The 23,509-nt window shown below is 44.1% G+C and carries 24 protein-coding genes; 12 read left to right on the top strand and 12 right to left on the bottom strand.

Annotated features, from left to right (window positions below; genetic code table 11):
* Positions 1 to 31: 31 nt before the first annotated feature.
* Complete coding sequence (gene dat / locus UJ203_RS07740) at positions 32 to 883, bottom strand: D-amino-acid transaminase (RefSeq protein ID WP_105955295.1); 852 nt, start codon at positions 881 to 883, stop codon at positions 32 to 34.
* Positions 884 to 1,165: 282 nt separating this feature from the next.
* On the opposite strand from dat, the gene UJ203_RS07735 reads away from it, so the two are divergent.
* The gene (locus UJ203_RS07735) at positions 1,166 to 2,014 is read left to right on the top strand and encodes a polysaccharide deacetylase family protein (RefSeq protein ID WP_024120750.1); all 849 of its coding nucleotides are present in this window, start codon (positions 1,166 to 1,168) and stop codon (positions 2,012 to 2,014) included.
* A gap of 25 nt (positions 2,015 to 2,039) precedes the next feature.
* On the opposite strand, the gene UJ203_RS07730 is transcribed toward UJ203_RS07735, so the two are convergent.
* From UJ203_RS07730 to UJ203_RS07720, 3 genes are all read right to left on the bottom strand, one after another.
* On the bottom strand, positions 2,040 to 2,783 hold the full coding sequence (locus UJ203_RS07730; RefSeq protein ID WP_322009664.1) for an NAD-dependent protein deacylase: 744 nt from the start codon (positions 2,781 to 2,783) through the stop codon (positions 2,040 to 2,042).
* Between the two features lie 78 nt (positions 2,784 to 2,861).
* The gene (locus UJ203_RS07725; protein ID WP_322009663.1) at positions 2,862 to 3,977 is read right to left on the bottom strand and encodes a mechanosensitive ion channel family protein; all 1,116 of its coding nucleotides are present in this window, start codon (positions 3,975 to 3,977) and stop codon (positions 2,862 to 2,864) included.
* 150 nt (positions 3,978 to 4,127) lie between these two features.
* Positions 4,128 to 4,235, bottom strand: a complete 108-nt coding sequence (locus UJ203_RS07720; protein WP_003224203.1) for a YhdX family protein — start codon at positions 4,233 to 4,235, stop codon at positions 4,128 to 4,130.
* A gap of 234 nt (positions 4,236 to 4,469) precedes the next feature.
* Between UJ203_RS07720 and UJ203_RS07715 the strand changes: the two genes are divergently transcribed.
* From UJ203_RS07715 to crcB, 3 genes are read left to right on the top strand one after another with little or no spacing between them, the layout of a single operon-like run.
* On the top strand, positions 4,470 to 5,195 hold the full coding sequence (locus tag UJ203_RS07715) for a glycerophosphodiester phosphodiesterase (protein ID WP_024120746.1): 726 nt from the start codon (positions 4,470 to 4,472) through the stop codon (positions 5,193 to 5,195).
* Entirely contained in the window at positions 5,188 to 5,580 is a 393-nt protein-coding gene (locus tag UJ203_RS07710; protein WP_105990501.1) for a fluoride efflux transporter FluC, read from the top strand. The genes UJ203_RS07715 and UJ203_RS07710 overlap by 8 nt, the downstream gene beginning before the upstream one ends.
* Positions 5,580 to 5,936, top strand: coding sequence for a fluoride efflux transporter CrcB (gene crcB, locus UJ203_RS07705; protein ID WP_322010619.1), 357 nt, complete (start codon positions 5,580 to 5,582; stop codon positions 5,934 to 5,936). The genes UJ203_RS07710 and crcB overlap by 1 nt, the downstream gene beginning before the upstream one ends.
* Before the next feature lie 13 nt (positions 5,937 to 5,949).
* Here crcB and UJ203_RS07700 read toward each other — a convergent pair whose 3' ends face one another.
* A complete protein-coding gene (locus UJ203_RS07700; protein WP_322009659.1) occupies positions 5,950 to 7,335 on the bottom strand; it encodes a hemolysin family protein in 1,386 nt (461 codons plus the stop codon).
* A 633-nt stretch (positions 7,336 to 7,968) separates the two neighbouring features.
* Positions 7,969 to 9,150 carry a pyridoxal phosphate-dependent aminotransferase gene (locus UJ203_RS07695; protein WP_322009657.1) on the bottom strand — a complete coding sequence of 394 codons (1,182 nt, stop codon included), beginning with the start codon at positions 9,148 to 9,150 and terminating at the stop codon, positions 7,969 to 7,971.
* 157 nt (positions 9,151 to 9,307) lie between these two features.
* Here UJ203_RS07695 and UJ203_RS07690 point away from each other — a divergent pair, with 157 nt between their 5' ends.
* From UJ203_RS07690 to UJ203_RS07675, 4 genes are all read left to right on the top strand, one after another.
* Positions 9,308 to 9,739 carry a MerR family transcriptional regulator gene (locus UJ203_RS07690; RefSeq protein WP_024120741.1) on the top strand — a complete coding sequence of 144 codons (432 nt, stop codon included), beginning with the start codon at positions 9,308 to 9,310 and terminating at the stop codon, positions 9,737 to 9,739.
* Between the two features lie 58 nt (positions 9,740 to 9,797).
* Complete coding sequence (locus UJ203_RS07685) at positions 9,798 to 11,132, top strand: hemolysin family protein (protein ID WP_322009655.1); 1,335 nt, start codon at positions 9,798 to 9,800, stop codon at positions 11,130 to 11,132.
* Between the two features lie 175 nt (positions 11,133 to 11,307).
* Complete coding sequence (locus tag UJ203_RS07680) at positions 11,308 to 12,207, top strand: NAD-dependent epimerase/dehydratase family protein (protein ID WP_202852714.1); 900 nt, start codon at positions 11,308 to 11,310, stop codon at positions 12,205 to 12,207.
* 129 nt (positions 12,208 to 12,336) lie between these two features.
* Positions 12,337 to 13,487 (top strand): IS3 family transposase gene (locus tag UJ203_RS07675; protein ID WP_322009651.1). Its coding sequence is split into 2 segments (ribosomal slippage): positions 12,337 to 12,610 and positions 12,610 to 13,487, totalling 1,152 coding nucleotides; the frame shifts between segments, so codons are not numbered across the junction.
* Between the two features lie 20 nt (positions 13,488 to 13,507).
* Here the strand turns inward: UJ203_RS07675 and UJ203_RS07670 are convergent.
* From UJ203_RS07670 to UJ203_RS07660, 3 genes are all read right to left on the bottom strand, one after another.
* Positions 13,508 to 14,650 carry an FAD-binding oxidoreductase gene (locus UJ203_RS07670; RefSeq protein WP_322009649.1) on the bottom strand — a complete coding sequence of 381 codons (1,143 nt, stop codon included), beginning with the start codon at positions 14,648 to 14,650 and terminating at the stop codon, positions 13,508 to 13,510.
* Positions 14,651 to 14,751: 101 nt separating this feature from the next.
* Complete coding sequence (locus tag UJ203_RS07665) at positions 14,752 to 15,351, bottom strand: 1-acylglycerol-3-phosphate O-acyltransferase (RefSeq protein WP_024120737.1); 600 nt, start codon at positions 15,349 to 15,351, stop codon at positions 14,752 to 14,754.
* 135 nt (positions 15,352 to 15,486) lie between these two features.
* Entirely contained in the window at positions 15,487 to 16,482 is a 996-nt protein-coding gene (locus UJ203_RS07660) for an aldo/keto reductase (RefSeq protein WP_322009646.1), read from the bottom strand.
* A 196-nt stretch (positions 16,483 to 16,678) separates the two neighbouring features.
* Between UJ203_RS07660 and sigM the strand changes: the two genes are divergently transcribed.
* From sigM to UJ203_RS07645, 3 genes are read left to right on the top strand one after another with little or no spacing between them, the layout of a single operon-like run.
* Positions 16,679 to 17,170, top strand: coding sequence for an RNA polymerase sigma factor SigM (gene sigM / locus UJ203_RS07655; RefSeq protein ID WP_024120735.1), 492 nt, complete (start codon positions 16,679 to 16,681; stop codon positions 17,168 to 17,170).
* Complete coding sequence (locus UJ203_RS07650) at positions 17,160 to 18,236, top strand: anti-sigma factor (protein ID WP_322009643.1); 1,077 nt, start codon at positions 17,160 to 17,162, stop codon at positions 18,234 to 18,236. Before sigM ends, UJ203_RS07650 begins: the two co-directional genes overlap by 11 nt.
* The gene (locus UJ203_RS07645) at positions 18,224 to 18,514 is read left to right on the top strand and encodes a hypothetical protein (protein WP_024120733.1); all 291 of its coding nucleotides are present in this window, start codon (positions 18,224 to 18,226) and stop codon (positions 18,512 to 18,514) included. The genes UJ203_RS07650 and UJ203_RS07645 overlap by 13 nt, the downstream gene beginning before the upstream one ends.
* A 30-nt stretch (positions 18,515 to 18,544) precedes the next feature.
* Here the strand turns inward: UJ203_RS07645 and UJ203_RS07640 are convergent, their stop codons facing one another.
* Positions 18,545 to 18,976 (bottom strand): GNAT family N-acetyltransferase, encoded by a 432-nt coding sequence (locus UJ203_RS07640; RefSeq protein WP_322009641.1) that lies wholly within the window; start codon positions 18,974 to 18,976, stop codon positions 18,545 to 18,547.
* Positions 18,977 to 19,085: 109 nt separating this feature from the next.
* Here UJ203_RS07640 and UJ203_RS07635 point away from each other — a divergent pair, with 109 nt between their 5' ends.
* A complete protein-coding gene (locus UJ203_RS07635; RefSeq protein ID WP_322009639.1) occupies positions 19,086 to 20,492 on the top strand; it encodes a PLP-dependent aminotransferase family protein in 1,407 nt (468 codons plus the stop codon).
* Positions 20,493 to 20,529: 37 nt separating this feature from the next.
* Here UJ203_RS07635 and UJ203_RS07630 read toward each other — a convergent pair whose 3' ends face one another.
* On the bottom strand, positions 20,530 to 21,885 hold the full coding sequence (locus tag UJ203_RS07630) for a sodium-dependent transporter (protein ID WP_059352610.1): 1,356 nt from the start codon (positions 21,883 to 21,885) through the stop codon (positions 20,530 to 20,532).
* 117 nt (positions 21,886 to 22,002) lie between these two features.
* Positions 22,003 to 23,400, bottom strand: coding sequence for a branched-chain amino acid transporter BcaP (bcaP, locus tag UJ203_RS07625; RefSeq protein ID WP_101860899.1), 1,398 nt, complete (start codon positions 23,398 to 23,400; stop codon positions 22,003 to 22,005).
* Between the last annotated feature and the right edge of the window lie 109 nt (positions 23,401 to 23,509).

The following is a 23,509-nucleotide window of genomic DNA, read 5'->3' as shown; positions in this document are numbered from 1 at the left end:
CGCCGCTTGCAAAGCGGGCTCTTTTTTAACATTAAAATGATACGCGGGCTGCCTGCTGAATGCTTTCTTGAAAAGCCGCCTGCAGCTGTTTTGTCACCGGTCCGGGCACTCCGCTTCCGACTGACTTTCCATCAAGCGTCACAACCGGAATAATCTCTGCCGTGGTTGAAGAAATAAAGATTTCCTCCGCCTGTCTCAGCTCTTCTTCAGTAACGGGCTTTTCATCAAGCTCTATGCCGTTCTTTACGATGAGATCCAAAATCTTCATTCGTGTAATCCCATTGAGAATCATTCGGTTAGCCGGATGCGTCCGCACCGTACCGTTTAAAACGGCATAAACATTAGAAGAGGTACCTTCTGTAACAATTCCGTCTCTTATTAAAATGCCTTCAAATGCTCCTGCTTCGTAGGCTTTCTGCTTTGCCATCACATTATACAGTAAATTCAGACTTTTAATATCGCATCTCAGCCAGCGAAGATCCTCATCCGTGATGGCTGAAACGCCGTATGTCTGCTCCTGTTCCGGCTTTTTAACAGAAAATGTATAGGCCGTCGTCTGCGGCTCAAGGCCCGCTTCATATTGGTGTTTTCGCGGAGCAACCCCTCTGGTGGTTTGAATGTAAACCGCTCCGTCGCTGACCGCATTTTCCTGCACAAGCTTTTGCAGGTCCCACTCTAAATCTTCTAAACTGAACGGCAGTGAAATTCCGATCTCAGCCGCGCTTCTGAATAAACGCTCCGCATGCTCGCGCAAGCCGAATAATACCCCTTTATACACCCTGATAACCTCATAGATTCCGTCTCCAAACTGATAACCGCGATCTTCCACATCAACGGATGCCTCGTTCCGCTCCACCAGTTGGCCATTGACTAAAATCTTCATATAAGCCCTCCCTTTTTCGTATTTATCCTGATGTCTAATCAAGCTGTCATTGTCACTCATTCTACCATATCAAACCAGCTGAAAAACAGAAAGATCAAGAACTCAATAGCTGGGAAGGAGATTATTTTTTCCTTAAAATCTGACATTTCGACATTTTTTCTATGTTCTTTCCAGTTTTATTCCTGTATACTTGACTCGTAATACATAGGTTGTAAACAATGGCACCTTCAGAGCTGCCAATACAGCGGTATGTAGAGATTTTATGCCACTGGAGAGATTGATATGCGACAAACGAGAGGAGACGCTTCTCCTTCTGCAGTTTCGCTTGCTTTTAAATTTGCAAGTTTAGCAGTTTTATGTGTGCTGCTTTTGCTTATGGTGATTTTAGGTTATTCCAACAGCTCCTCGAAAGCAAAGGAGATCACTGTCACAACAAACAGCCAGCTTCGTGATGAGAAGGAAAGCCTGAAGCTGAAAGACGACTCCCCAGGCCTGCTGATAAAACATTTGCAGACCGAGCAGAATATGGGAGACAAAACGGTTTATTTAACCTTCGATGATGGCCCGTCAGCCTCTACAAACCGCTTGCTGGACGTACTGAAAAGCGCCGATGTAAAGGCGACATTTTTTATGCTGTCACCGCGAATGAACGAATTCAAACACGCTGTTAAAAGGGCCGGAAATGAAGGGCATGCACTCGGTTTACACGGGGTCACGCATAATAACAAATTGTTTTATCAAACGCCGACATCACCGCTAAAAGAAATGCAGCAGGCGCGCGACACGCTGGAAAGCATTACAGGCTATCGCACTGATCTCGTCAGAACGCCCTACGGCAGCAAGCCGTCTCTTACAGATTCTCAAATTCGCAATCTAGAAAAAGACGGTTTTGTGTACTGGGATTGGACGATTGACAGCATGGACTGGAAATACCGCAACTCAAAATACGTAGCAGAAGTACTGCAGCAGCTTGACAATATGGAACACAGCCACTCAAATCGGCCGTATGTGATTCTCATGCACGATCTTCCTGCTACAGTAAACGCACTGCCGGTGCTAATCCATAAACTGAAAGAAAAAGGCTATTCCTTCGGTGTGTTAAAGGATACAATGGTTCCGGTTCATGAATAAAAAAGTGAGGCGCTTATCTGCGGCCTCACTTTTTTATGCCCAAGCTACGGGCAAACTCTCCGATTTTTTGATGGATGACGAAATCAAACAAACTGTCGCAGTACGTCGGCTCCAGGTTAATAATGGCTTTTTTAATGCCTGGAATCCGGCTTGCATCCTCAGGCACAAATCTGGCGGGAGCAACCTCAAGAGACGTGCCGATCACCAATAATAGGTCGGCTTTATCCAGCTTTTCATAAAGCGTGTCAAAATGCAAAACGGCATCGCCAAACAGAACGACATCGGTTTTTAATACCGTTCCGCACGCCTCACCGTCATTTCCGACCGCTGTACACTCCGGCACATCATGCTTCAGCAAATGAGGGAGATCATATCGGGCGCCGCATGAGAGACAGCTCGCTGTTTGGATAGAGCCATGCAACTCGTATACACGTCTGCTTCCGGCTTTTCTATGAAGGCCGTCAATGTTTTGTGTGAATATATCCACCTGCTTCCCTTGTTTCTCCAGTTCTGCCAAAAGCAAATGCCCTTCATTCGGTTCATAGCTCCCGCTCATTTTCATTTGAAACAATTCTTTGAACTTAGGCCAAAACAGACGCGGATAGCTTAAAAAATAATCAAGGCTCATCGCCTCCATCCTTGAGGCATCCTCAGTCCAGATGCCGCCGGCTGAGCGAAAATCGGGTATGCCTGATTCTGTGCTCATTCCCGCTCCGGTCAGCACGACAATTCGCTGTGCTTCATTCAGCATGTTTCTGAATGCTTCCAATTCAACACCGCCTTACAGTCTTTTTTCTTATTTTACCATGAAAAAGACTCCGCCTCTTTGAGACGAAGTCTGTCTTTTTTAAGCCCGTTCCTTTTCCCCTTTATTGAGATTTACTTGAAACGGATCATGCTGGTGCTTCTGATTGACATACACCATTTGTCCGGGATAAGCAAATTCAACCCCTTCAGCGCCGAGGATTTCAATAATTTTGTAGTTGATATCCTCTCTGACATGAAGGTTCTCCGCCCAAACGGTTGTTTTTGTATAGAAGTTGAAAAATAAATTGTAATAGCTGTCAGCAAACGTATCGAAATTGACCATGATTGTATCATTATCGACCCCTTCATGTTCAAGCAGCATCTTTCTGAGCGAACGAATGCAGCGTTCCAAATTCTCAATCGGCGTTGCGTAGGATACATGAATGGAAAACGTAATCTGACGCTTGGTCATTCTCGTCCAGTTCGTGATGGCTTCCATCGACAGCGTGGAATTCGGCACCGTTACAAGCGCACCCTGCGCTGTTCTGAATCTTGTGCTTCTGAAGGTAATATCCTCCACTGATCCGGTTACTGTCGCCGTTTCCACCCAATCACCGATCGTAAACGGCTTTTCAGTGATAATGATGATTCCGCCAAAGAAGTTGCTGATCGTGTCTTTCGCTGCTAACGCAAAAGCCAATCCGCCAAGCCCAAGGCCCGCCACAAACCCATTGACGTCATAATTGAATTCTTGCGCGATCACGCTCACACTGAGCGCTATAATGACAAAACGGAGCAGCTTAGACAAAAACGGCGCCAGAATATCATCCATATCCAGTTCGAAGCGCTGATTCACTTTATGAAAAATAAAAGATGATGTAGCGGTCAAATTACAAAGCCCCCAGCACAACAGCGCCACAATCAGCGAGCGGTATATTTTGCTGATCAGCGGCATCTGTGCATCTAAAAATGGTGAATAGCGAATCGCTAAAAACAGTCCTAAGGCAACAAAAAACCATCTGGCAGGCTTATCGAACGCCACAACCACCTGTTTAAAAATTTCGGTTTTCGGTTTGTTTGTCATATTAAAAAGCAAACTAAAGAAATATCTTGTAAACAGTTTTCTTAGTATAAGAAACAACAGCAAAATTGCCAAACTGATGCCGATTTGTATGATTTTATCTAGCGTGAAATATTGCTGCAGATGATCTAGCATGGCAGTCTCCCCTCTATCCCAATCGAATGTTTATTATACTAAAACATTCGGCAGAATGCTTCTCTAAATGTCTTTATAAAACACAAAACCCCGGCGGAGCGCCGGGGCAATTTCTCATTTTAACCATTCAGCCAGATTCAATAGGGACAGTCACTTACTTTTTTTCGTTTGTGTCTGATCAAGGAGAGTTGCTTTTTGCATTTCAGCATCTGTTTCGGCTTTAATTCTTTCCTCCACTCTGATTCTCCCTTTTCCCATGATCTCGCCTCCTTTTTTGCTATTATAAAGTAACAGAATATTTTGTGAACATGTCGAAAGCACTATTTTTCTGCCGAAATATGCTCGGATACGGCGAGTGTTCTTGTTTCAGTTATACGTTGTTTTCAGCTTGGACTATTCAAATATAACAGAAAAAAATTCACAAGTTGGTATCGCGGTGCATATATGGATTTGATACAATAACAGAAATGCCCATATGAGGAGCTGACAAGCTTGTACACCATTGCCCACCGCGGAGCATCCGGCTACGCTCCCGAAAATACAATTGCTGCATTTGATCTCGCGGCAGAAATGAATGCAGATATGATTGAGCTGGATGTCCAGCTAACAAAAGACAGGCAGATTGTCGTTATACACGACGACAGAGTGGACCGGACAACAAACGGTTCAGGCTTTGTTAAGGATTTTACGCTGAAGGAGCTGCAGGCACTCGATGCAGGAAGCTGGTACGGCCCCGCTTTTCAAGGAGAAAAAATCCCGACTCTGGAGGACGTGCTCAAGCGCTACCATAAAAAAATCGGGCTTTTAATTGAACTAAAAGGCCATCCTTCGCAAATCGGAATTGAAGAAGAAGTGGGACAGCTGTTAGGACAATTTTCTTTTTCTATTAACAATATTGTTCAATCCTTTGGATTCCGCTCCATCCAAAGGTTCCGCGAGCTTTATCCATCGATTCCGACAGCCGTTATTACAAGGCCGAATTTTGGCATGCTGTCCAGAAATCAGCTGAAAGCCTGCAAATCTTTCGCAAATTATGTCAACATCAAATACACACGTCTCAATCGTCTCATGATCGCTTCCGCCCATAAAAACGGATTAAAAGTGTTTGCATGGACAGTAAGGCATCAGAAAACAGCAGCCAAATTGCAGGCCATGGGCGTGGACGGTATTGTCACAGACTACCCGGACTACGTATTAAAGGATGGAAAACATGAATAGATATAGTGCAGTTTTTATCGGAGGCGCCCTTGGCGCTTGTCTCCGATACGGATTGAACATCGGCATAAACAATGACATATTTCCGGCTGCAACTTGGCTGGAGAACGCGGCAGGCAGCCTTCTACTAGGCGTTCTGACCGGCTTTTTTATGATTAGGGCGAAACGGCCTTTGCTATCGGCTTTTTTAGGCACCGGTTTTTGCGGAGGCTTTACAACCATGTCAACATTTTCTAAAGAAACGGTCATGCTGTTGCAATCCCATTCGTCATTAGCTGTTTTGTATATGGCGTCCTCATTCATATCCGGAATCGTGCTTGCCCTCTTTGGCGTTTTGGCAGGACGGCGAATAGCCCGATTTCAAATAGGAAGGGGGCGGAAGCAATGATGACACTAGCTGGTATTTTCGTTGCGGGAGGACTAGGTGCTGTGCTGCGTTTTTGGCTCGGCAATGTCATAACATCTAAAACCGAAAGCCTTCGTTTTCCAGTCGGCATTTTGACCGTTAATATACTGGGTGCCCTCGGTCTTGGTCTTTTTACAGGGCTTCACGTGACAAATTCATCTGCAGCACTCATCATCGGCACCGGCTTTTTTGGCGCCTTTACCACTTTTTCCACTTTCAGCGTTGAAAGTGTTCAGCTCTTGCTGGCCAAGCGTGTAAAGGAAGGCATCCAATACATCGGCTTAACGCTTTGCGGGTCTCTCTTGGCGTTTTGGTGCGGCTGGACGCTGCTGACATAAAAAAACCTTGAGCTTATTTCTCGCTCAAGGTTGCACTGTTCAGCATGACCGGCTCGGGCATCGGCAGCGTATGGTGGGCCGTAACCCCGGTTGTTTTGCTGATTTCTTCTTTTATATCTATTTGCTTAATCAGACGGCCATCCATCTTCAGCACCTTTATTGTATATAATCCGATGCGAATGGATTCGCCAGCCTCAATATCAATGTTTTCTTTCAATATCAGGCCGCCGATGGTGTCCACGTCTTCTTGAATCGATGCGCCAAGAAGGCTGTTCACCTGATCCATGCGAACCTTTCCATCCATAACATAATGGCGGTCGCCAAGCTTTTGGATCAGCGGCTGTTCGTCTTCATCAAATTCATCTCTGATCTCGCCGACAATTTCTTCAAGAATGTCCTCTGTCGTGACAAGTCCCGAGGTTCCGCCGTATTCATCCGACAAAATCGCCATATGAATGCGTTCACGCTGCATTTTAATCAGCAGATCATGAACCGGAATTGTTTCAATGACTTCAATCACTGGCCGCACATACGGATGGATCGTCATTTTCATTCTTTCCTCTTCTGTCATAAACAGCAAATCAGAAAACAAATGCTTCGTATTGACCAAGCCGATTACACTGTCTTTGTCCCCATCTGTGACAGGCCAGCGGGTGTATTTTTCTTTCTGCATAACCTCCAGCATCTCGGCCATTGTCATATCTGTTGATACAGCGGCCATTTCCTTCCGCGGTATCATAATTTCTTTGGCAATGCGGTTATCAAATTCAAAAATCTTATTCACATATTTATATTCAGACGGATTAATCTCTCCGTTTTTTAAACTCTCAGACAACAGCATTCTGAGTTCTTCTTCAGAATGAGAACCCTCATGTTCTGACGCCGGCTTTAAACCAAACATGCCGCATAAAAGCCGCGCCGATCCATTCAGGATCCAAATAAACGGAAACAGGAGCAAATAGAATAGTCGCAGCGGACCCGCTATCAGCAAGGTTAGCTGTTCAGCCTTTTGAATCGCGACCGTTTTCGGGGCCAGTTCACCTACAACAACATGCAGAAATGTAATCAAGCCGTACGCGACCGCAAAAGAGACTGCATGAGAAACCGATTCCGGCAGGCCGAGCGGTTCAAACAATGGGTGCAGCAGCCGTTCAAATGCCGGCTCCCCCAGCACGCCGAGTCCAATTGATGTCACTGTAATGCCCAGCTGGGATGCAGATAAATATTCATCCAAATCTGTAATGACACGCTTTGCGAGTATCGCCCGTTTGTTTCCTTCTGTTATAAGCTGATCAATTTTGGATCTCCTTACTCTAACAATCGCAAACTCACTTGCGACGAAAAATGCAGTTAAAGCAATGAGCACACCAATTAAAATCAGACTGTCAATATCGTCCATTTAACCTTATCCCCTCATTAAAGGATAAGGAGTCACCTCCTGATATAATCATTTTTCCTTAACATTGAGGTACGCGGTGTATTGTTGCCTAAGCAGAGGGCCCCATCATACCACCTCCAAGTCAAAGTTTGATTATAAATTGTATATTTTATTGTAACACAACTCATTCCAAAAATGATTTTTAATTTTTAGACTTTTATCATGGGACAAACTATTGATTCATCTGGCCAGCAGGTTCTCGATATCCGTGTATAGCCTTTCAATCTCTGACTCTGCACCTGTTAAGATGCTAAAACTATTGGCAAGGCGCTGTTTACTGAAATATCAGACATTGATCTGTTTTTCAAGCTGAAGCTCGTTTAAGGCGGAACAATTGGTGACCGTTAGATCATTTGAAGCTTAAAAGATGCGTCTGTCACGCAGCGCAGGCAAGGGCTAGTAATTAGCTTATCCAGTTTGCGTTAAAAATGTTTTTTTCTTCATTTTGATAGTTCTGCTGTTATGATTGGATTTGGCGGTTTATCTAAGGGAGAGATAAAATCAGGAATTGAAAAACAGGACAAAGCTTGGGGCATACGACAAATAAAAAAGATAACAGCCTCAAATAGCTGTTATCTTTTTGTCTGAGATGGCCTATGAAAAATCTTTATATAAGGCAATAAAGATGTCGCGTGATTTTTTGATCTGCTTCAGCGGCACACTGAAGGATAAACGGAAGTGCCCTTTCATCCCAAAACCGCTGCTCGGTACAATTAACAATTTATACTTTTGCGCTGCATGCACACAAAATGCGACTTCATCTTCAATTGGCGACTTCGGAAAAACGAAGAAACCGCCTTTTGGCATTTCAAATTCAAAACCGGCTTCCTTTAAAATATCAACCATGAGATCCCTGCGCTCTTTATAAGCGCTTGCGTCTATTCTTAAATCATCCATTCTCGCCACAGCCCGCTGCATCATGACAGGCGCATTTACAAATCCAAGCGTTCGATTGCAGTACACAAAAGCGTTTATCAAAAGGTCGGCATCCGGCATGCTGCTGTCTAAGCCGATATAACCGAGCCGCTCCCCTGCTATGCCGAGGTCTTTACTGAATGAGCTCGCCAAAATGACACGGTGATACGATTGAAACGGATTTGCCAGTTCTTCATCATAAATCAGCTGACTGTACGGTTCATCAAACAGCACATAGATGGTTTGGCCGTTTGTCTCTTCGATCTCTTTTAACAGAGCGCCTAGATCATCTATATTTTTCTGGCTGAGTACGGTTCCCGTCGGGTTATGCGGTGTATTCAGGATGAGACCTTTCGTCTGCGGGGTGATCGCCTGCCTGACCGCTTCAATGTCAATCTCGAACCGGGCTGTCAGCGGGCAGCTGACAGCCTTCCCGCCATAGTTCTCAATATACAATTTATATTCTGCAAAATAAGGAGCGAGAATCATGACCTCTTCTCCCGGATTTAATATACTTTTTAACGCCACATTCAATGCGCCGCCCGCACCTACTGTCATGACAACACGCTCAGCTGAAAACTCGGCAGCAAAGCGGCCGGCCAGAAATTGCGCGACTTTTTCTCTAGCTTCAGGAAGGCCCTGATTTTGTATGTATCCGTGGTTTCCTTTTTCAGCTTCTTCTATTAATGCTCTCGTAAAGGCTTCAGGCGGTTCAACGACCGGGTTGCCGATTGAAAAATCAAACACCTGGTCATTCCCGAACTCTTTCTTCAGTCTCGCTCCTTCATCGAACAGCTTTCGAATCCACGATCCTTTATTAAGGTTCTCTTCAATTTCCCGCGATAAACCAGCCAATCTCATCTGTCCCTTCTGCACATATAAATTGAACATTCTATCTATCTATGTTACTTCAATCATAATTCGGATGCCACAATTTCCATATCCGGCATCTCAAAAAAACAATAAACTTGTGTAAGGCACCCTTCATATATTAAACTATTCTCATAACTATAACGTGATGGTTGGGAGGGATTTAGATGGGGCTGAGACTTATCGTATCAGTGAACTAGCGGCACTTGCCGGAGTAACGAAACGAACAGTTGATTATTATACGAATCTTGGTCTGCTGACGCCGGCCAGATCCTGTTCAAATTATCGTTACTACGATGAAAACGCACTTAAACGACTCATATTTATTGTAGATTGCAAGCAGCAGCGATTGGCCCTGTCCGATATTAAAGATCGACTGGAGAACCAGTTTCCCTCTTCAGCCATAGATCATGATGAAATTGGAAATCTGGCATCTGAAATTGATTATATGAATCAAAACATCTCCGGAATCTTGCATCGGTTTGAACGGCTGGAGCCTGAGGAGCGTGACAAGCTAAAAAGCAAACTTACACCCGAAAAGCTCGCCGTGTTCCAATCATTTATGCTGCTGTTAAGTTAAAACCATTTTACTAACAGGAGGTGTTACCTTCATTCTCATTGTAGAGTGAAGGTTCTAATTGGACATAGTGAATTTGATTTTAGTCGCTGTTTTAATCGCCCTGACGGCGTTTTTCGTAGCATCTGAGTTTGCCATTATCAGAATCAGAGGCTCACGGATTGATCAGCTGATCGCGGAAGGAAATAAAGCAGCAATTGCCGTAAAAAGAGTGACCACGCATCTTGATGAGTATCTATCTGCGTGTCAGCTTGGAATTACATTGACTTCCATTGGATTAGGGGTTTTAGGGGAATCGACGATTGAAAGGCTTGTTCATCCGCTTTTCGTACAATTGAACGTACCAAGTTCCCTTTCACATATCATATCGTTTATTTTGGCGTATGCTATTGTGACATTCCTGCATGTTGTTGTCGGAGAACTTGCACCTAAGACAGTTGCCATCCAAAAGGCGGAAGCAGTGTCTATGCTGTTTGCGAAACCGCTGATTTGGTTTTACCGCATCATGTTCCCGTTCATCTGGCTTTTGAACAATTCCGCACGGTTATTGACAAAAGCTTTTGGCCTGGAGACCGTATCAGAAAACGAACTGGCTCACTCTGAAGAAGAGCTAAGAATTATTCTGTCGGAAAGCTATAAAAGCGGTGAAATTAACCAGTCAGAGTTTAAATATGTGAATAAAATCTTTGAATTTGACGATAGGCTCGCGAAAGAAATTATGATCCCGCGGACCGAGATTGTCAGCCTTCCGCACGATATTAAGATTTCTGAAATGATGGAAATCATTCAAATTGAAAAATATACCCGCTACCCAGTAGAAGAGGGCGATAAAGATAATATTATCGGGGTTATTAATATTAAAGAAGTGCTGACCGCCTGCATCAGCCGCGAGGTTTCTGTTGATTCCACCATCTCTCAATTCGTGAATCCGATCATTCATGTGATTGAATCTGCGCCGATCCATGATTTGCTTGTCAAAATGCAAAAAGAAAGAGTCCACATGGCAATCCTGTCAGATGAATACGGCGGAACTGCCGGACTGGTGACGGTAGAGGACATTATTGAAGAAATCGTTGGCGAAATCCGCGATGAGTTTGATATTGATGAAATCAGCGAAATCCGCAAAATCGGCGAAGGCCATTACATGCTGGACGGTAAAGTCTTGATCGACCAAGTGAACGACCTGCTCGGCATTCATTTAGAGAATGAAGAAGTCGATACAATCGGCGGCTGGTTCCTTACTCAGAAATACGATGTTGAAAAGAACGATTCAATTATCGAAGAAGGCTGTGAATTTATTATTAATGAAATTGACGGCCACCACGTCGCTTATATTGAAGTGAAAAAGCTCGCAGCAGAAGAGCTGATAGAAGTTGGAGAGTCGAAAGAAGCATAATTTGAAAAGACACCCTTTATTAGGGTGTCTTTTTTATTCTGGTTCGTTTTTGACATGATCATACCTCTCTTCTGAAAACTGCTGCTAATAAATCGGTCATCCGCGGGAACTCTAAAAAGGTGCAATTGCGAGAAAAACGAACATCTCTGCATTATTATCGAAAAGGAGCGAAAACATGAAAGTTGTCGTAACTGGAGCAGCAGGTAAAATCGGACGCTGGGCTGTAAGAACAATATTGGAGGCCGGCCATGATGTGACAGCATCAGACAGAGTATTAAAAGAAGAATCCGCATCGAAAAAATTTATTCAAGCTGATTTGCGGGATTACGGTCAGGTATGTCAGCTAATGATGGGCTGTGACGCTGTGATTCACCTTGGGAATATCCCTACAGATGTCAGGAATACATCCCAGGCGATATTTGAAAATAATATGCTTGTTAATTTTAATATCCTGGAAGCCTGTAAAGATTTTAAAATCCGTAAGCTTGTGTGGGCTTCAAGTGAAACGGTGCTGGGATATCCATTTGTGCCGGACGAGCTCAGTTACCTTCCCGTAGACGAGGAACATCCAACGATCGTAAAGTCATCTTATGCGATGGCAAAACGGCTGACCGAAATCCTCTCAGATATGTATTCAAAGCTGATCAATACACAAATTGTCACTCTCCGCTTTGCGAATATATATGAGCCTGATGAGTACGAAAAAATCCCAGGCATGCACTGGAATGAGCAGCAAAAGGATATTCAAAAGAAAAACGCATGGGCGTATTGTGATGTCAGGGATGCTGCACATGCTTGCCTTCTAGCACTCGAAAAAAACAATCTCGGAAATGACGTCTTCCATATTACTGCACCCGATACCATCATGAAAGAATCGAGTGAAGACTTAGTAAAACGATTTTTCCCCGATGTATCTTTAAAGAGAGATATAAAAGGATTTGAAACGCTGATGGCAATCGATAAAGCCAAAAAGGTCCTTGGCTATGAACCGCGTTATACATGGCGTTCTGTATTAAATAATGACGGCTCTCTTAAAGCACTGCCAGAGGATCAGCTATCATTATCAAAAATATAAACATCACAAAAAAGCAGCAGGTGATCACCGGACGGGACTGACCCCATAAGATGAGACAAATAAAAAACACCTTCAAGTTTGAAAACGGATAGTTGTTATCCTTAAATAAGACTTGGAGGTGTTTTTTGTATGGGAACAAGAATGAGTTATCCGGTTGAAGTTAAGCAGAAGGCTGTAGAAATGAGATTGGCAGGCATGCCTATGAAAGAGATCATGGAGAAATTAAAAATTAAGAATAAGACACAGATTCAGACATGGGTTAGATGGCATAAGGCTGGGGATACACATCGATTTGAACAGCCTGTTGGTAAGCAATACACTTACGGAAAAGGTCCGGAGTATTCTTCCGAATTAGAGAAACTGCAGGCAGAGAACCGTTATCTGAGACAACAAAATGAAGTTTTAAAAAAGTACAACGAATTGGAAAGGAAGTTGATAGCCAAACATCAGTTGAACTTGTAGAAGTATTGCACGGCACAATGACCGTACAGGATATCTGTGTTCATTTAGGTATCTCACGAGCGTCTTATTATCGTTGGAAGAAGAACCTGATGAAAGATCATCCCAAGTGCCATTTGGAAAAACAAATCGGCACGTTGTGCCGAGAGCACAAGTATCGATATGGATATCGAAAAATTACAGCTATATTAAAAAAGGAAATGCGTATTAACCATAAAACGGTTCAGCGTATCATGCAGAAAAATCAGTGGCAGTGCCGGGTTAAGGTGAAAAAGCGCAAGAAGAATGGGCAGCCATATGCCGTGGTTGATAATATATTAGATCGGAACTTTCAGTCCGATCATCCTCTTGAAAAACTAGTAACGGATATCACGTATTTGCCTTATGGACAGAAACAATTGTACCTTTCCAGTATATTGGATGTATACAATGGAGAAGTAATTGCTTTCACGATTGGAGATAAGCAGGACACAGACTTTGTCTTAAACACACTTGATCAGCTGCCAACACTGCCTCAGAACTGCGTGTTACATAGTGACCAAGGATCTGTGTATACATCTTATGAGTATCAGAAAGCTGTTAAAACAAAAGGCATTACCATGAGCATGTCCCGCAAAGGGACGCCCGCTGATAATGCCTCCATCGAATCGTTTCATTCCTCACTAAAGTCTGAAACGTTCTATCTTAACAGTATTGATCGAACCACGACCGCCATCGTAGAACGCACTGTCAAAGAATACATTTATTATTATAACAACATTCGTATTCAAACGAAACTAAACAGCCAATCACCGATAAGCTATCGGCAATTGGCTGTATAAAAGGTGTTTTGATCCCTGTCTCAAAAACAGGGGTCAGTCCCGACCCCTGCTGCTTTTTTTATATGATAATCATCTAAATTGATATCCAAATCCATTTTGAGGGCCAGCTTCGCCAACTGCTCCCCCATATAGGGGCCCATTGTTAAACCAGACGACCCAAGACCGTTTGCCACTATGATCCCCTTCCAGCCGGGAAGAGATCCGATCACCGGCACATCGCCTGGTGTAAAGGGGCGTAAGCCGACTCTTGCCTCTTGAAAGGTGCTGTTCGCTAAGCCGGGAGCCATTTCTAATCCTTTGCTCAGAAGTTCCTGCAGCCCGCCAGCCGTTATCCGTACATCACGTCCGCCTATCTCATCTTCACGTGTCGCACCGATGGCTATTCTATTGTCATGATAAGCTAAAAGATATTCTTTGGAAGGCGGCATCACTGCAGGCCAGCTGTCGATATGATTTACATTCGGCACCTGCACATACACAATTTGCGCTTTTTGCACACTTACTTTGAAGTGAATTCCCAAAGGCGCTAACAATTGGTCTGCCCAAACACCGGCACAAACAATAACCTCGTCAGAAGAATAGATTTCATTACCGACAGTTACGCCTGTGACACGATTCGAATGATGTCGAAGCGCAGCATCGCCTTTTAAAATGACTGCGCCGTTTCTTTGAGCAGATCTCAATAATGTATCTCGCAGCACTTCTCCATCCACGCGGGCGGCTCCGCTTATATGAACAGAATGGTACCGTTCAGCCAGCAGAGGAAACAAATCAGCGGTTTGGTTTTCATGAAGAAAGGTAATCTCACCAATTTCCGCGGCAGCTTGTTTACGCTCCCGCACACGTTTTTCGATCTTTTCTATCTTTTCTTTATCGTGATGAATACTGAGGGCACCGACTTGAGCATAACCAATGTCCGTCTCGCCTTCTTTTCTAAGTTCTTCTATGAACCGAGGATAAAAGCGCGCTCCGTCCTTTGCCAGCCGGTACCAAGCCTGATCACAGCGAGGAGACAGCCATGGACAGATAATGCCTTTCGCTGCATGGGTGGCCTGGCCCTTATCTTTCCGATCTATAACAAGAACCTCTGCACCCATTTTGGCTAGCTGATATGCTGTTGATGCCCCCAAAATTCCAGCCCCGACGATTATAATTTTTTTCATGATCCGTAACCTTTCCCAATGATCAATACCTCATTTAGTATAGCTAATGGCCCAGGAAATTATAAACAATCGGGAAATGGGTGAATGCAATGACCGATGAATTAAAGTTGTTCCAGCTTCTTTTCAAGCTCTTTAATGCTGTTATTCAAAGCCTCTGTCATAGCCGCCAGCCTTTCCTTAGACGGAAGATGGGCAAAATCGGCCTGCTGCAAAGGTTTACCGATAATCAGCTTCATTTTTCCTTTTTTGAACAATGCCTTTCCGCTTGAAGGTCCTTTATAAGCGGCCGGAACAAGGGGCGCTTTCCCCATTTGCGCAATTGTCACTGCGCCTCTTTTTAAAGGCACATCCTCAGAGGTTCTTGTTCCGCTTGGGAAGATTCCGACAATTTCTCCTTCTTTCAGCAGCTTAATCGGCGTTTTAATGCTGCTTGGGCCGGGATTTTCCCGGTCTACCGGAAAGGCATGAATTTTCTTCAGAAACGAACCGATCCATTTATTTTGAAAAAGCTCTTTTTTCGCCATGTAGTGTATTTGATAAGGAAGAATCCCGACTCCGAGTGTGATCACATCAACCCAGCCAGAGTGTGTACACGCGATGACAAAACCTGAATCGGCCGGAAGGTTTTCTTTGTTATACACCTTCACTCCTCCGCGAAGAGAAAGAATAACTTTTAAAGCATTTGCACAAAACTTATACATATCGCACTTCCTTTGTCGTAATCAATGATTCTTTCTGTTACTTATTATAACAACATTTTTTATTACCTGGTACTAATTTTTAAGATTTCTCTTTTCTTAACGTCAAAAAGCTGAGGAATCATCCTCAGCTTTTTGTTAAATGCCCTCTCTTGTCGGAGGCGCCATAAATTCCGGTCCGACCGAGTTTGATATCGTATGTTCCAATATAGTATTGATGTCTTTTTTATCTTCACTGCTCAGCGTCCAGCCAGTAATTTCTGATACCGCTTCTATTTGCTCAGGTTTTCTAGCTCCCCAAAGAGCGATTCCCGCTCCAGGCTGGTCTAAAATCCATCTGACGGCCAGATGAATCACTGATTTTCCATACCGTGTCTTCGCCAGCTCATCTAATTGATTGACAGCAGAAAGATACTCTTTAAATCTTGGCTTCTGGAATTTCGGATCGTGATTTCGGAGATCGTCTCCCTCAAACGAATGATCTTCTGTCATTTTTCCTGTTAACAGCCCTCTGCATAAACTGCCGTACAATAGTGTTGTCATCTGCTTGTCTTTCGCATACGGGAGCACATTCTCTTCAATTTCCCTTTCAAACAGATTGTAAGGAGGCTGGATTGTATGAAGGGGAGCAACAGCCCGAAACGTATCCATTTGTTCAACCGAAAAATTACTGACGCCGATCGCGCGGATTTTCCCGGCATCATATAATTCCTTCATCACTTCTGCGGTTTCCTCTATCGGGACAAGCGGATCAGGCCAGTGCACCTGATATAAATCGATATAATCCGTCTGAAGCCGTTGCAGGGAATCCTCGACCTCCTGTATGATTCTCGCTCTGTTAGCATGGCGGAACAGCTGATTGTTTTTCCAATCCAGCGCCGTTTTAGTGGCAAGAACAACCTGATCTCTTGCCCCATGCTGCTTGATCGCCTTCCCGACAATTTCTTCGGACTGTCCGAAGCCATATGCCGGCGCGGTGTCAATCAGTGTGATCCCCTTATCAAGAGCGGCGCGGATGGTTTCGATCGATGTTTTTTCATCAGTGCCTCCCCACATGGTTCCGCCGATCGCCCATGTGCCGAGTCCAATTCGGGAGGCTTTTATTCCTGTGTCTGAGATACTGATATGTTCCATTGTGCCACTCCTTCACTTTTTCACTATGGTTTCCCTGATGGAAAAAATGTTAAACATTTCTCACCACTATCTTTCAGGGCAAATTTTCGGTACTATAGAGTAATGGTGTTTGATTACGTATTAAAAAGCCGTTTGCATGTAATGTGCAACTTTAAACCTTTCTTATGCGTGTATAACATAGAGGGGAGAAAAGGCAGTGACGATCGATGAAATTTACCAAATGTACATGAATGATGTTTACAGGTTCCTGCTCTCCATGACAAAAGACAAGCATCTTGCCGAAGACTTGCTGCAGGAAACCTTTATGCGGGCATACATACACATTCACTCCTATGATCACAGCAAAGTAAAGCCCTGGCTTTTTCAAGTGGCGCGGAACGCCTTCATTGATTACGTCAGAAAGCATAAGAAAGAAGTAACCATTTCTGATGATTTGATTGGAAGTCTCTTTCAGACTGCTGTTCAGAGCCCTGCCCATCAGGTAGAGATAAAGGAAGTGCTGACTGGTTATATGTCCGAGCTCCCCGATAACTATCGGGAGGCGTTAACACTATATTATTTAAAAGAATTAAATTACAAAGAAGCATCCCATATTATGAATATTTCAGAGGCGAATTTTAAAAGTGTTTTGTTTCGTGCCAGACAGCGGCTGAAAGCACTTTATAATAGAGGTGTTAATGATGAATGAAGAATTTAAAAAGCGTTTTGATCAATATAAAAACGGTGAAATGAGCGATCAGGAAATGACCGCGTTTGAAGAGGAACTTGAGAAGCTCGAAGTGTATCAGGAACTGATTGATAGTGAGCTGCCAGACGATCATGATTGGGATGTCGACATCAGTCCTGAAAAACAAAAAGCCATTCTGGCCTACGGCAAACGGAAGTCTTATTTGCGTATTTCCGCGCTTGCCGTCATTTCGACATTAATGATTTTGCCGCTATGTACGCTGGGAAGCTACCTCTATTACGGAATGGGAGGAAAACACAGCACCGGCAATGAATTTATGGAAACTGCCGCAGTCACTGTAGCCCTGACTATGCCAAATGTTCTTGTCGATACTTCTGGACTGAAGAGCCAGGTGAAGCTGTTTGGCATGAATACAGAATTCCCGCTTCAAAAACAGATTGGCACGAAAACGGCCGCCGTGGGGAATGAACGGGTGGAAATGTTTTATGACAGAGTGAAAGCGCCGGTCGTCAACTACTATGACTTAGAAATCCATAAAGCAGGCCATTACTTTACACACCCATCAAGCGGATCTGAACAAGCAACCGCAAAAGCGGAAAAAACATTAAAAACTTTGCCTGAAGGGACTGTTTCCGAGGTCTACCTTTCTTATGACCGGGCATATCCGACAAAAGAAGTGTATCAAAAATTCAGCGGCTATGATGTAAGCTTTTTGTGGAACGCGGTTGAAACAGAGAACAATACAAAGGATACCCCTTACGCAGAGCCGCTTGGCTACCCAGGGAAAGATTCAAAATTCCTGACTGCGCTTAATACAAAAGGCAAGTCAAACGGCGACCAATTTATCGATGCTTTAACTTACATATCGAAGCACGAAAAATGGGCGCAGGTCATCTCAAAACGAAAAGATTTAAAAGTGGACTCCCGCTTGGATTATGTAGAGAAAAATGGTGTTAATGTATACGGCTCAGTCGTTACAGGGCCGACCAAGGAAATCCAGCGCATGCTGAAAAACAAATCAGTAAAATCAGCAAATGTCGGCGAGGTGGAATTATGGAATTGGTAAGAATTTTTAAAGAACATAATGTATTTGGCTGGATATCTGTCGGGACAGCAATTCTGTCTTTGCTCTTGCTTAATTTGGCGATTATCAGCAATGTAACCTCTTATTCTTATCAAATGCTTCCGTTTGCCATGGCCGCCGTTCCGTTTGGCGTTATCGAGCTTTTCATCAAAAGAGGACGCACGGGTCCCGGCCTGCTCGGCGTTGTACTTAATCTCTTTGTGATTATCTGTGTGTATACGATCGTGTCTGTGGATACCAACTTACAGTTTGGTTTTTAGCAGAAAAGACGCCTGAAACGGCGTCTTTTTTTAATACAATTGTTTTCTGAATAAATAACTTTCAATCGTAAATCCCATTTTATCCGTATAAAATCTGTGGGCGTGTTTGCGCTGAAGACCTGATGAAAGACTGACAAGAGGATAGCCCGCATCTTTCGCCCAGTTTGCCGCATAATCCAAAAGAAGTTTGCCGTACCCTTTAGATCTGTGAGACCCGCTTGTGACAAGATCTGCTATCCATACGTACTCTCCTTTATGAAGCGAAACCTTTGGCAGTGCGCCGCACAGCGCCCTGATCGTTTTATCCTCATATAAGGCAAACAGCATATACAACTCTTTTTGGACACAGCGTTCCAGCCTATGTAAATACGTCTCTTCATCCAGCTCTGTTCTTAATTCGTGCATCACCGGATAAGCTTCCATCCACTCTTCTCTAGTCGTTAATTGTTTGATATGAAGCATCTTATCAATCCCCTCTCCATTCGTTACAATGATGATATCCGATTTATGGCATTCACCAAATAGCCAAAACCTGAAAAAATGACCACGCCAGATGCAAAGGAGAGATAAAATGGATATCACGCCGTTTCTGGACAAAACAAGCAAAACACCGCTGTATGAACAGCTTTACACCTATTTCAAACAAGAAATGACACATGCCAGAATCACCAAGGGAATGAGGCTTCCGTCAAAACGCAGGCTCTCCGGCTTGCTCGGTGTCAGCACGGCAACGGTAGAACGCGCCTACGAGCAATTAACCGCTGAAGGATATGTCAAAAGCAAGCCTAAAATCGGCTGGTTTGCGGCAGAAATTGAACCTGAGTTTCCGGCTGCTCCAGTATCATATCAACCGCCTCCTCAATCGGTCACTCATAAAGAAATAGAACCTGTTATTAACTTTCATCAAGGAAATGTCGATCCGGTTTACTTTCCCTTTAACGCTTGGCGAAAAAGCATAGTGAAAAGTCTCGATCTGTATTCTGAACAATTTCACACCTCAGGCGATCCTCAAGGAGAACCTGCACTCAGAGAAATGATAGCCCGATTTGTCAGACTGTCACGCGGTGTCAATTGTGACCCCAGCCAGATTATTATCGGAGCAGGCACTACTGTCCTTCTGCAAATTCTTTGCCTTACGCTTCAGCCGGGAACAAAAATCGGTTTTGAAGAACCGGGATTTCACCGTTCAAGACGAATGTTTGAGGCCAATCACATGAACGTGATCCCCATTTGCACTGATGAAGAAGGAGTCCTGCCGGCTAGCCTTACACACGAGAGCCCGCATCTTGTCTATACGACTCCCTCGCATCAATTCCCGCTCGGGAGCATAATGACGATCGCCCGAAGACAGAAGCTGTTATCTTGGGCAAAAGAGGCAAACTCATTTATTATTGAGGATGATTATGATGGAGAATTCCGCTACAGCGGACAGCCCATTCCATCTCTGCAAGGCCTTGACCCGAATGGCAGGGTTATTTATCTCGGCACTTTTTCAAAATCATTGCTCCCTTCCTTGCGGATCAGCTATATGATTCTTCCTGATGCACTTATTGAACCCGCAAGAAAAAATGCGCTTTTGATGAAACAGACCGTCTCTTCTCATAATCAATTGGCACTGGCAGATTTCATTGAAAACGGCGAATGGCAAAAGCATTTGAACAGGATGAGATCCTTATTTCGAAAAAAACATGCTGTTCTGCTGGAAGCGATACGAACTGAATTGGGAGACAGTATGGAGGTTCTCGGAAAAAACTCGGGGCTTCACATCCTGCTCCGGCTTATGTTTTCAGCCAGTGAGGATGAAGCGATAAAAGCCGATGCCAAAAACAGAGTGAATGTCTATCCGGTATCTCCATCGTACAAAAGCCAGCCGCCGTTTGTTTCTGTCTTAATCGGTTATGGAGGGCTTTCTGAAGAGGACATCCGGCTCGGTATCAAAAAGCTGAAAACCGCATGGGAGCCGCTGATGAAATCATAAAAAACAAAAAAACAGGCCCCCAGCGGAGCCTGTTTTTCTAAAAGGATATAATCCCGATTAAATTTAAGAACACAATAATAATAGCCAGCGGCACAACAAAACGGAGCAAATAAAACCATATATAAAAGAATGCTTTCCCGGGATGCGATCCTTGTCTCATTTCTGCCCACAGCTCCTGTTTCGATATTTTCAGCGGAATGAAAATAGAAATTAACAGGGCGCCTAATGGCAGCAGAACATTGCTGACAGTAAAATCGACAACGTCAAAAAACGTCTTATCAAATATGCGCACATCGCTCAGCATGCCATAAGATAAGCAAGATGGGATACCGACTAAGAAGATTAAAAACCCGCTTGTCCATGACAGTTTTTTTCTCTTTGTTTCATCGCCTTTGCCGATAATGGCTACAATCATTTCCACCATTGAAAAGGCAGAGGTCAGTGCGGCAAATAAAAATGCGACAAGAAAGCCGATGAAAAACAGGATGCCGAACGGAAGCTGTTCAAAAACGGCCGGAAGCACTGTAAACAGCAAAGTCGGACCTTCATTCGGCTCCAATCCGAAGGAGAAAACCGCAGGAAAAATAGCCAGACCTGCCAAAAGTGTCACAATGATATTCATGACGACAATGGAGGCTGCAGAACGCGGGATATTTTGCGTTTTCGGCAGATAGGAGCTGTAAGTCACCATGACCGAAACCCCCAGTGTTAACGTAAAGAAAGCCTGTCCCAGCGCAAATAAAACAGACTCCGGCGTCAAATCGCCGAAATGAGGCACAAGCAAAAATTTCACACCTTCAATCGCATGATCCAGCGTGAGCGACCGAAGAACAAGCAGGACAAACAATATAAACAAAATCGGCATCATCACCGCGCTTACCCGTTCAATCCCTTTTTGAACCCCTCTGGCGACTACCAGCACAGTCAGCACCATAAAGATAAGCTGAGCCGCAAGCGTCTGCACGGGATTTTGAATAACAGAACCAAAAAGTGCACCGTACTGTTCCTGGGTGAGTCCGGACAGTGAACCTGATGCTGTTTTCACTATATATAGTAAAATCCATCCTCCGATAACACTGTAAAACGATAAAACTAAGAAACAAGCCGCTACGCCGACCCATCCTGTGAGAAACCAAGCTGTTCGCGGCGCTTCTTTTTTATATGCATCAATGGCATTCGTTTGGTTCCGTCTTCCAAAGATAAATTCTCCCACTAAAAGCGGATAGCCCAAGAGAATGGTAAATAGCACAAAAATAAGGAAAAAGGCGCCTCCTCCATTCGTCCCCGCTACATAAGGGAACTTCCAAATCGCGCCTAAGCCGATGGCTGATCCAGCGGCAGCCATGACGAAACCGATTTTTGAAGCCCATTGGACTGGTTTTTGCTCAGACAATGATGTCACTTCCTTTCCAGCCTATATTATCTCTTATTTTCATGCTTATTTCTATATATTCATTTGATGAGAATAGAAAAGAGAGCGGCCAGTGTCAGCCGCTCTCTTCTTTGAGAGTTATTGATTTAATTTTGAATGCTTTCTTGAATATAAGAAATAGATCGCCATGCCAATTAACAGCCACACAAGGAAGCGGACAATCGTCACCCATCCAAGATTAAAAATTAAGAACAGGCAGAAAAGAATTGCTAAGCCCGGGATAACCGGAACCCCCGGGCATTTAAAAGCTCTCGGGAGATCAGGCTGTTTCTTTCTCAATACGATAACCGCCACAGAAATCAGCACAAACGCTGACAGCGTTCCGATGTTTACCAGCTTGGCAAGCTCATCAAGCGGAACAAGTGAACCGAGAAGCGCCGACATAATGCCGAAAAACCAAGTCGCAACATAAGGTGTTTTATGCTTCGGATGAACCTTAGAAAGCGAGCCCGGAACCAGGCCGTCACGAGACATAGCAAACATAACGCGTGTCTGTCCATAAAGCATCACAAGCATAACCGTTGTCATTCCCAAAACCGCGCCGATATCGATAATGCCTGCCACCCAGTTTTGTCCCGCGCTTTGAAGAACGAGAGAAACCGGATGATCGACGCCTGCAAACTGGGCAAACGGAACAACCCCTGTCATGATAGCCGATACAGTAACATATAAAATCGTACAAGCCAATAACGAGAAAATAATCCCTTTCGGCAGATCCTTCCCAGGGTTTTTCGTCTCTTCCGCAGCAGAGGATACAGCGTCAAATCCGATAAAAGCAAAGAAAACGAGCGCCGCTGCGCTGAATACGCCGCCAAAGCCCATTGGCATAAACGGCTGCCAGTTATCCGGCTTCACGTAAACAGCTGCCACCGCAATAAATAAGAGAACGACCAGCACTTTTAAAATCACCATAATGTTGTTGACTCTTTTAGATTCTCTGATGCCTAAATAAAGCAAATACGTAATCGCAAGAACAATGACAAACGCAGGCAGATTAAAAATGGTAAATGTTCCTTTTACAGCCCCCGGAGCAGCTGTTAAGGCAACCGGAAGATGAATGCCAAGCCCGGACAAAAATGATTGAAAATACCCGGACCACCCGACTGAAACGGCACTTACCGCCAGCATATACTCTAAAATTAAATCCCACCCGATAATGAAGGCCAAAAGTTCTCCCATTGTAGCATAAGTAAATGTGTACACGGAACCTGAGACAGGCACACTTGAAGCAAATTCAGCATAAGACAATGCAGCGAATAAACAAGCCAGCGCTGCGACAACAAATGAAATGGTCAGTCCGGGTCCGGCAGTTACTGCCCCTGTCCCCGTCAGTACAAAAATCCCAGTACCAATAATGGCCCCAATCCCAAGCAGTGTTAAGTCAAATGCCCCTAATTCTCTTTTTAAGGATTTTTCCCCATTTGTTGCAGCGATTAAATCTTGTATGCTTTTCTTCCTAAATACGCTTCCTTTCATTCCCCTTCAACTCCTAGCTGATGTTTTCTTTATATTTTATTTGAATTTTCTGAATTCATGAGCGGTAATGGCCGTTTTTCTTTTTTTCTACTATATTTGTACTGGTGAT

Origin of the sequence: Bacillus sp. V26, from assembly GCF_034296245.1 — a bacterium.
Classification (GTDB): Bacteria; Bacillota; Bacilli; order Bacillales; family Bacillaceae; genus Bacillus; species Bacillus halotolerans.
Note: the sequence above shows the minus strand (reverse complement) of the source record. Positions and strands in the feature narration are given on the sequence as shown.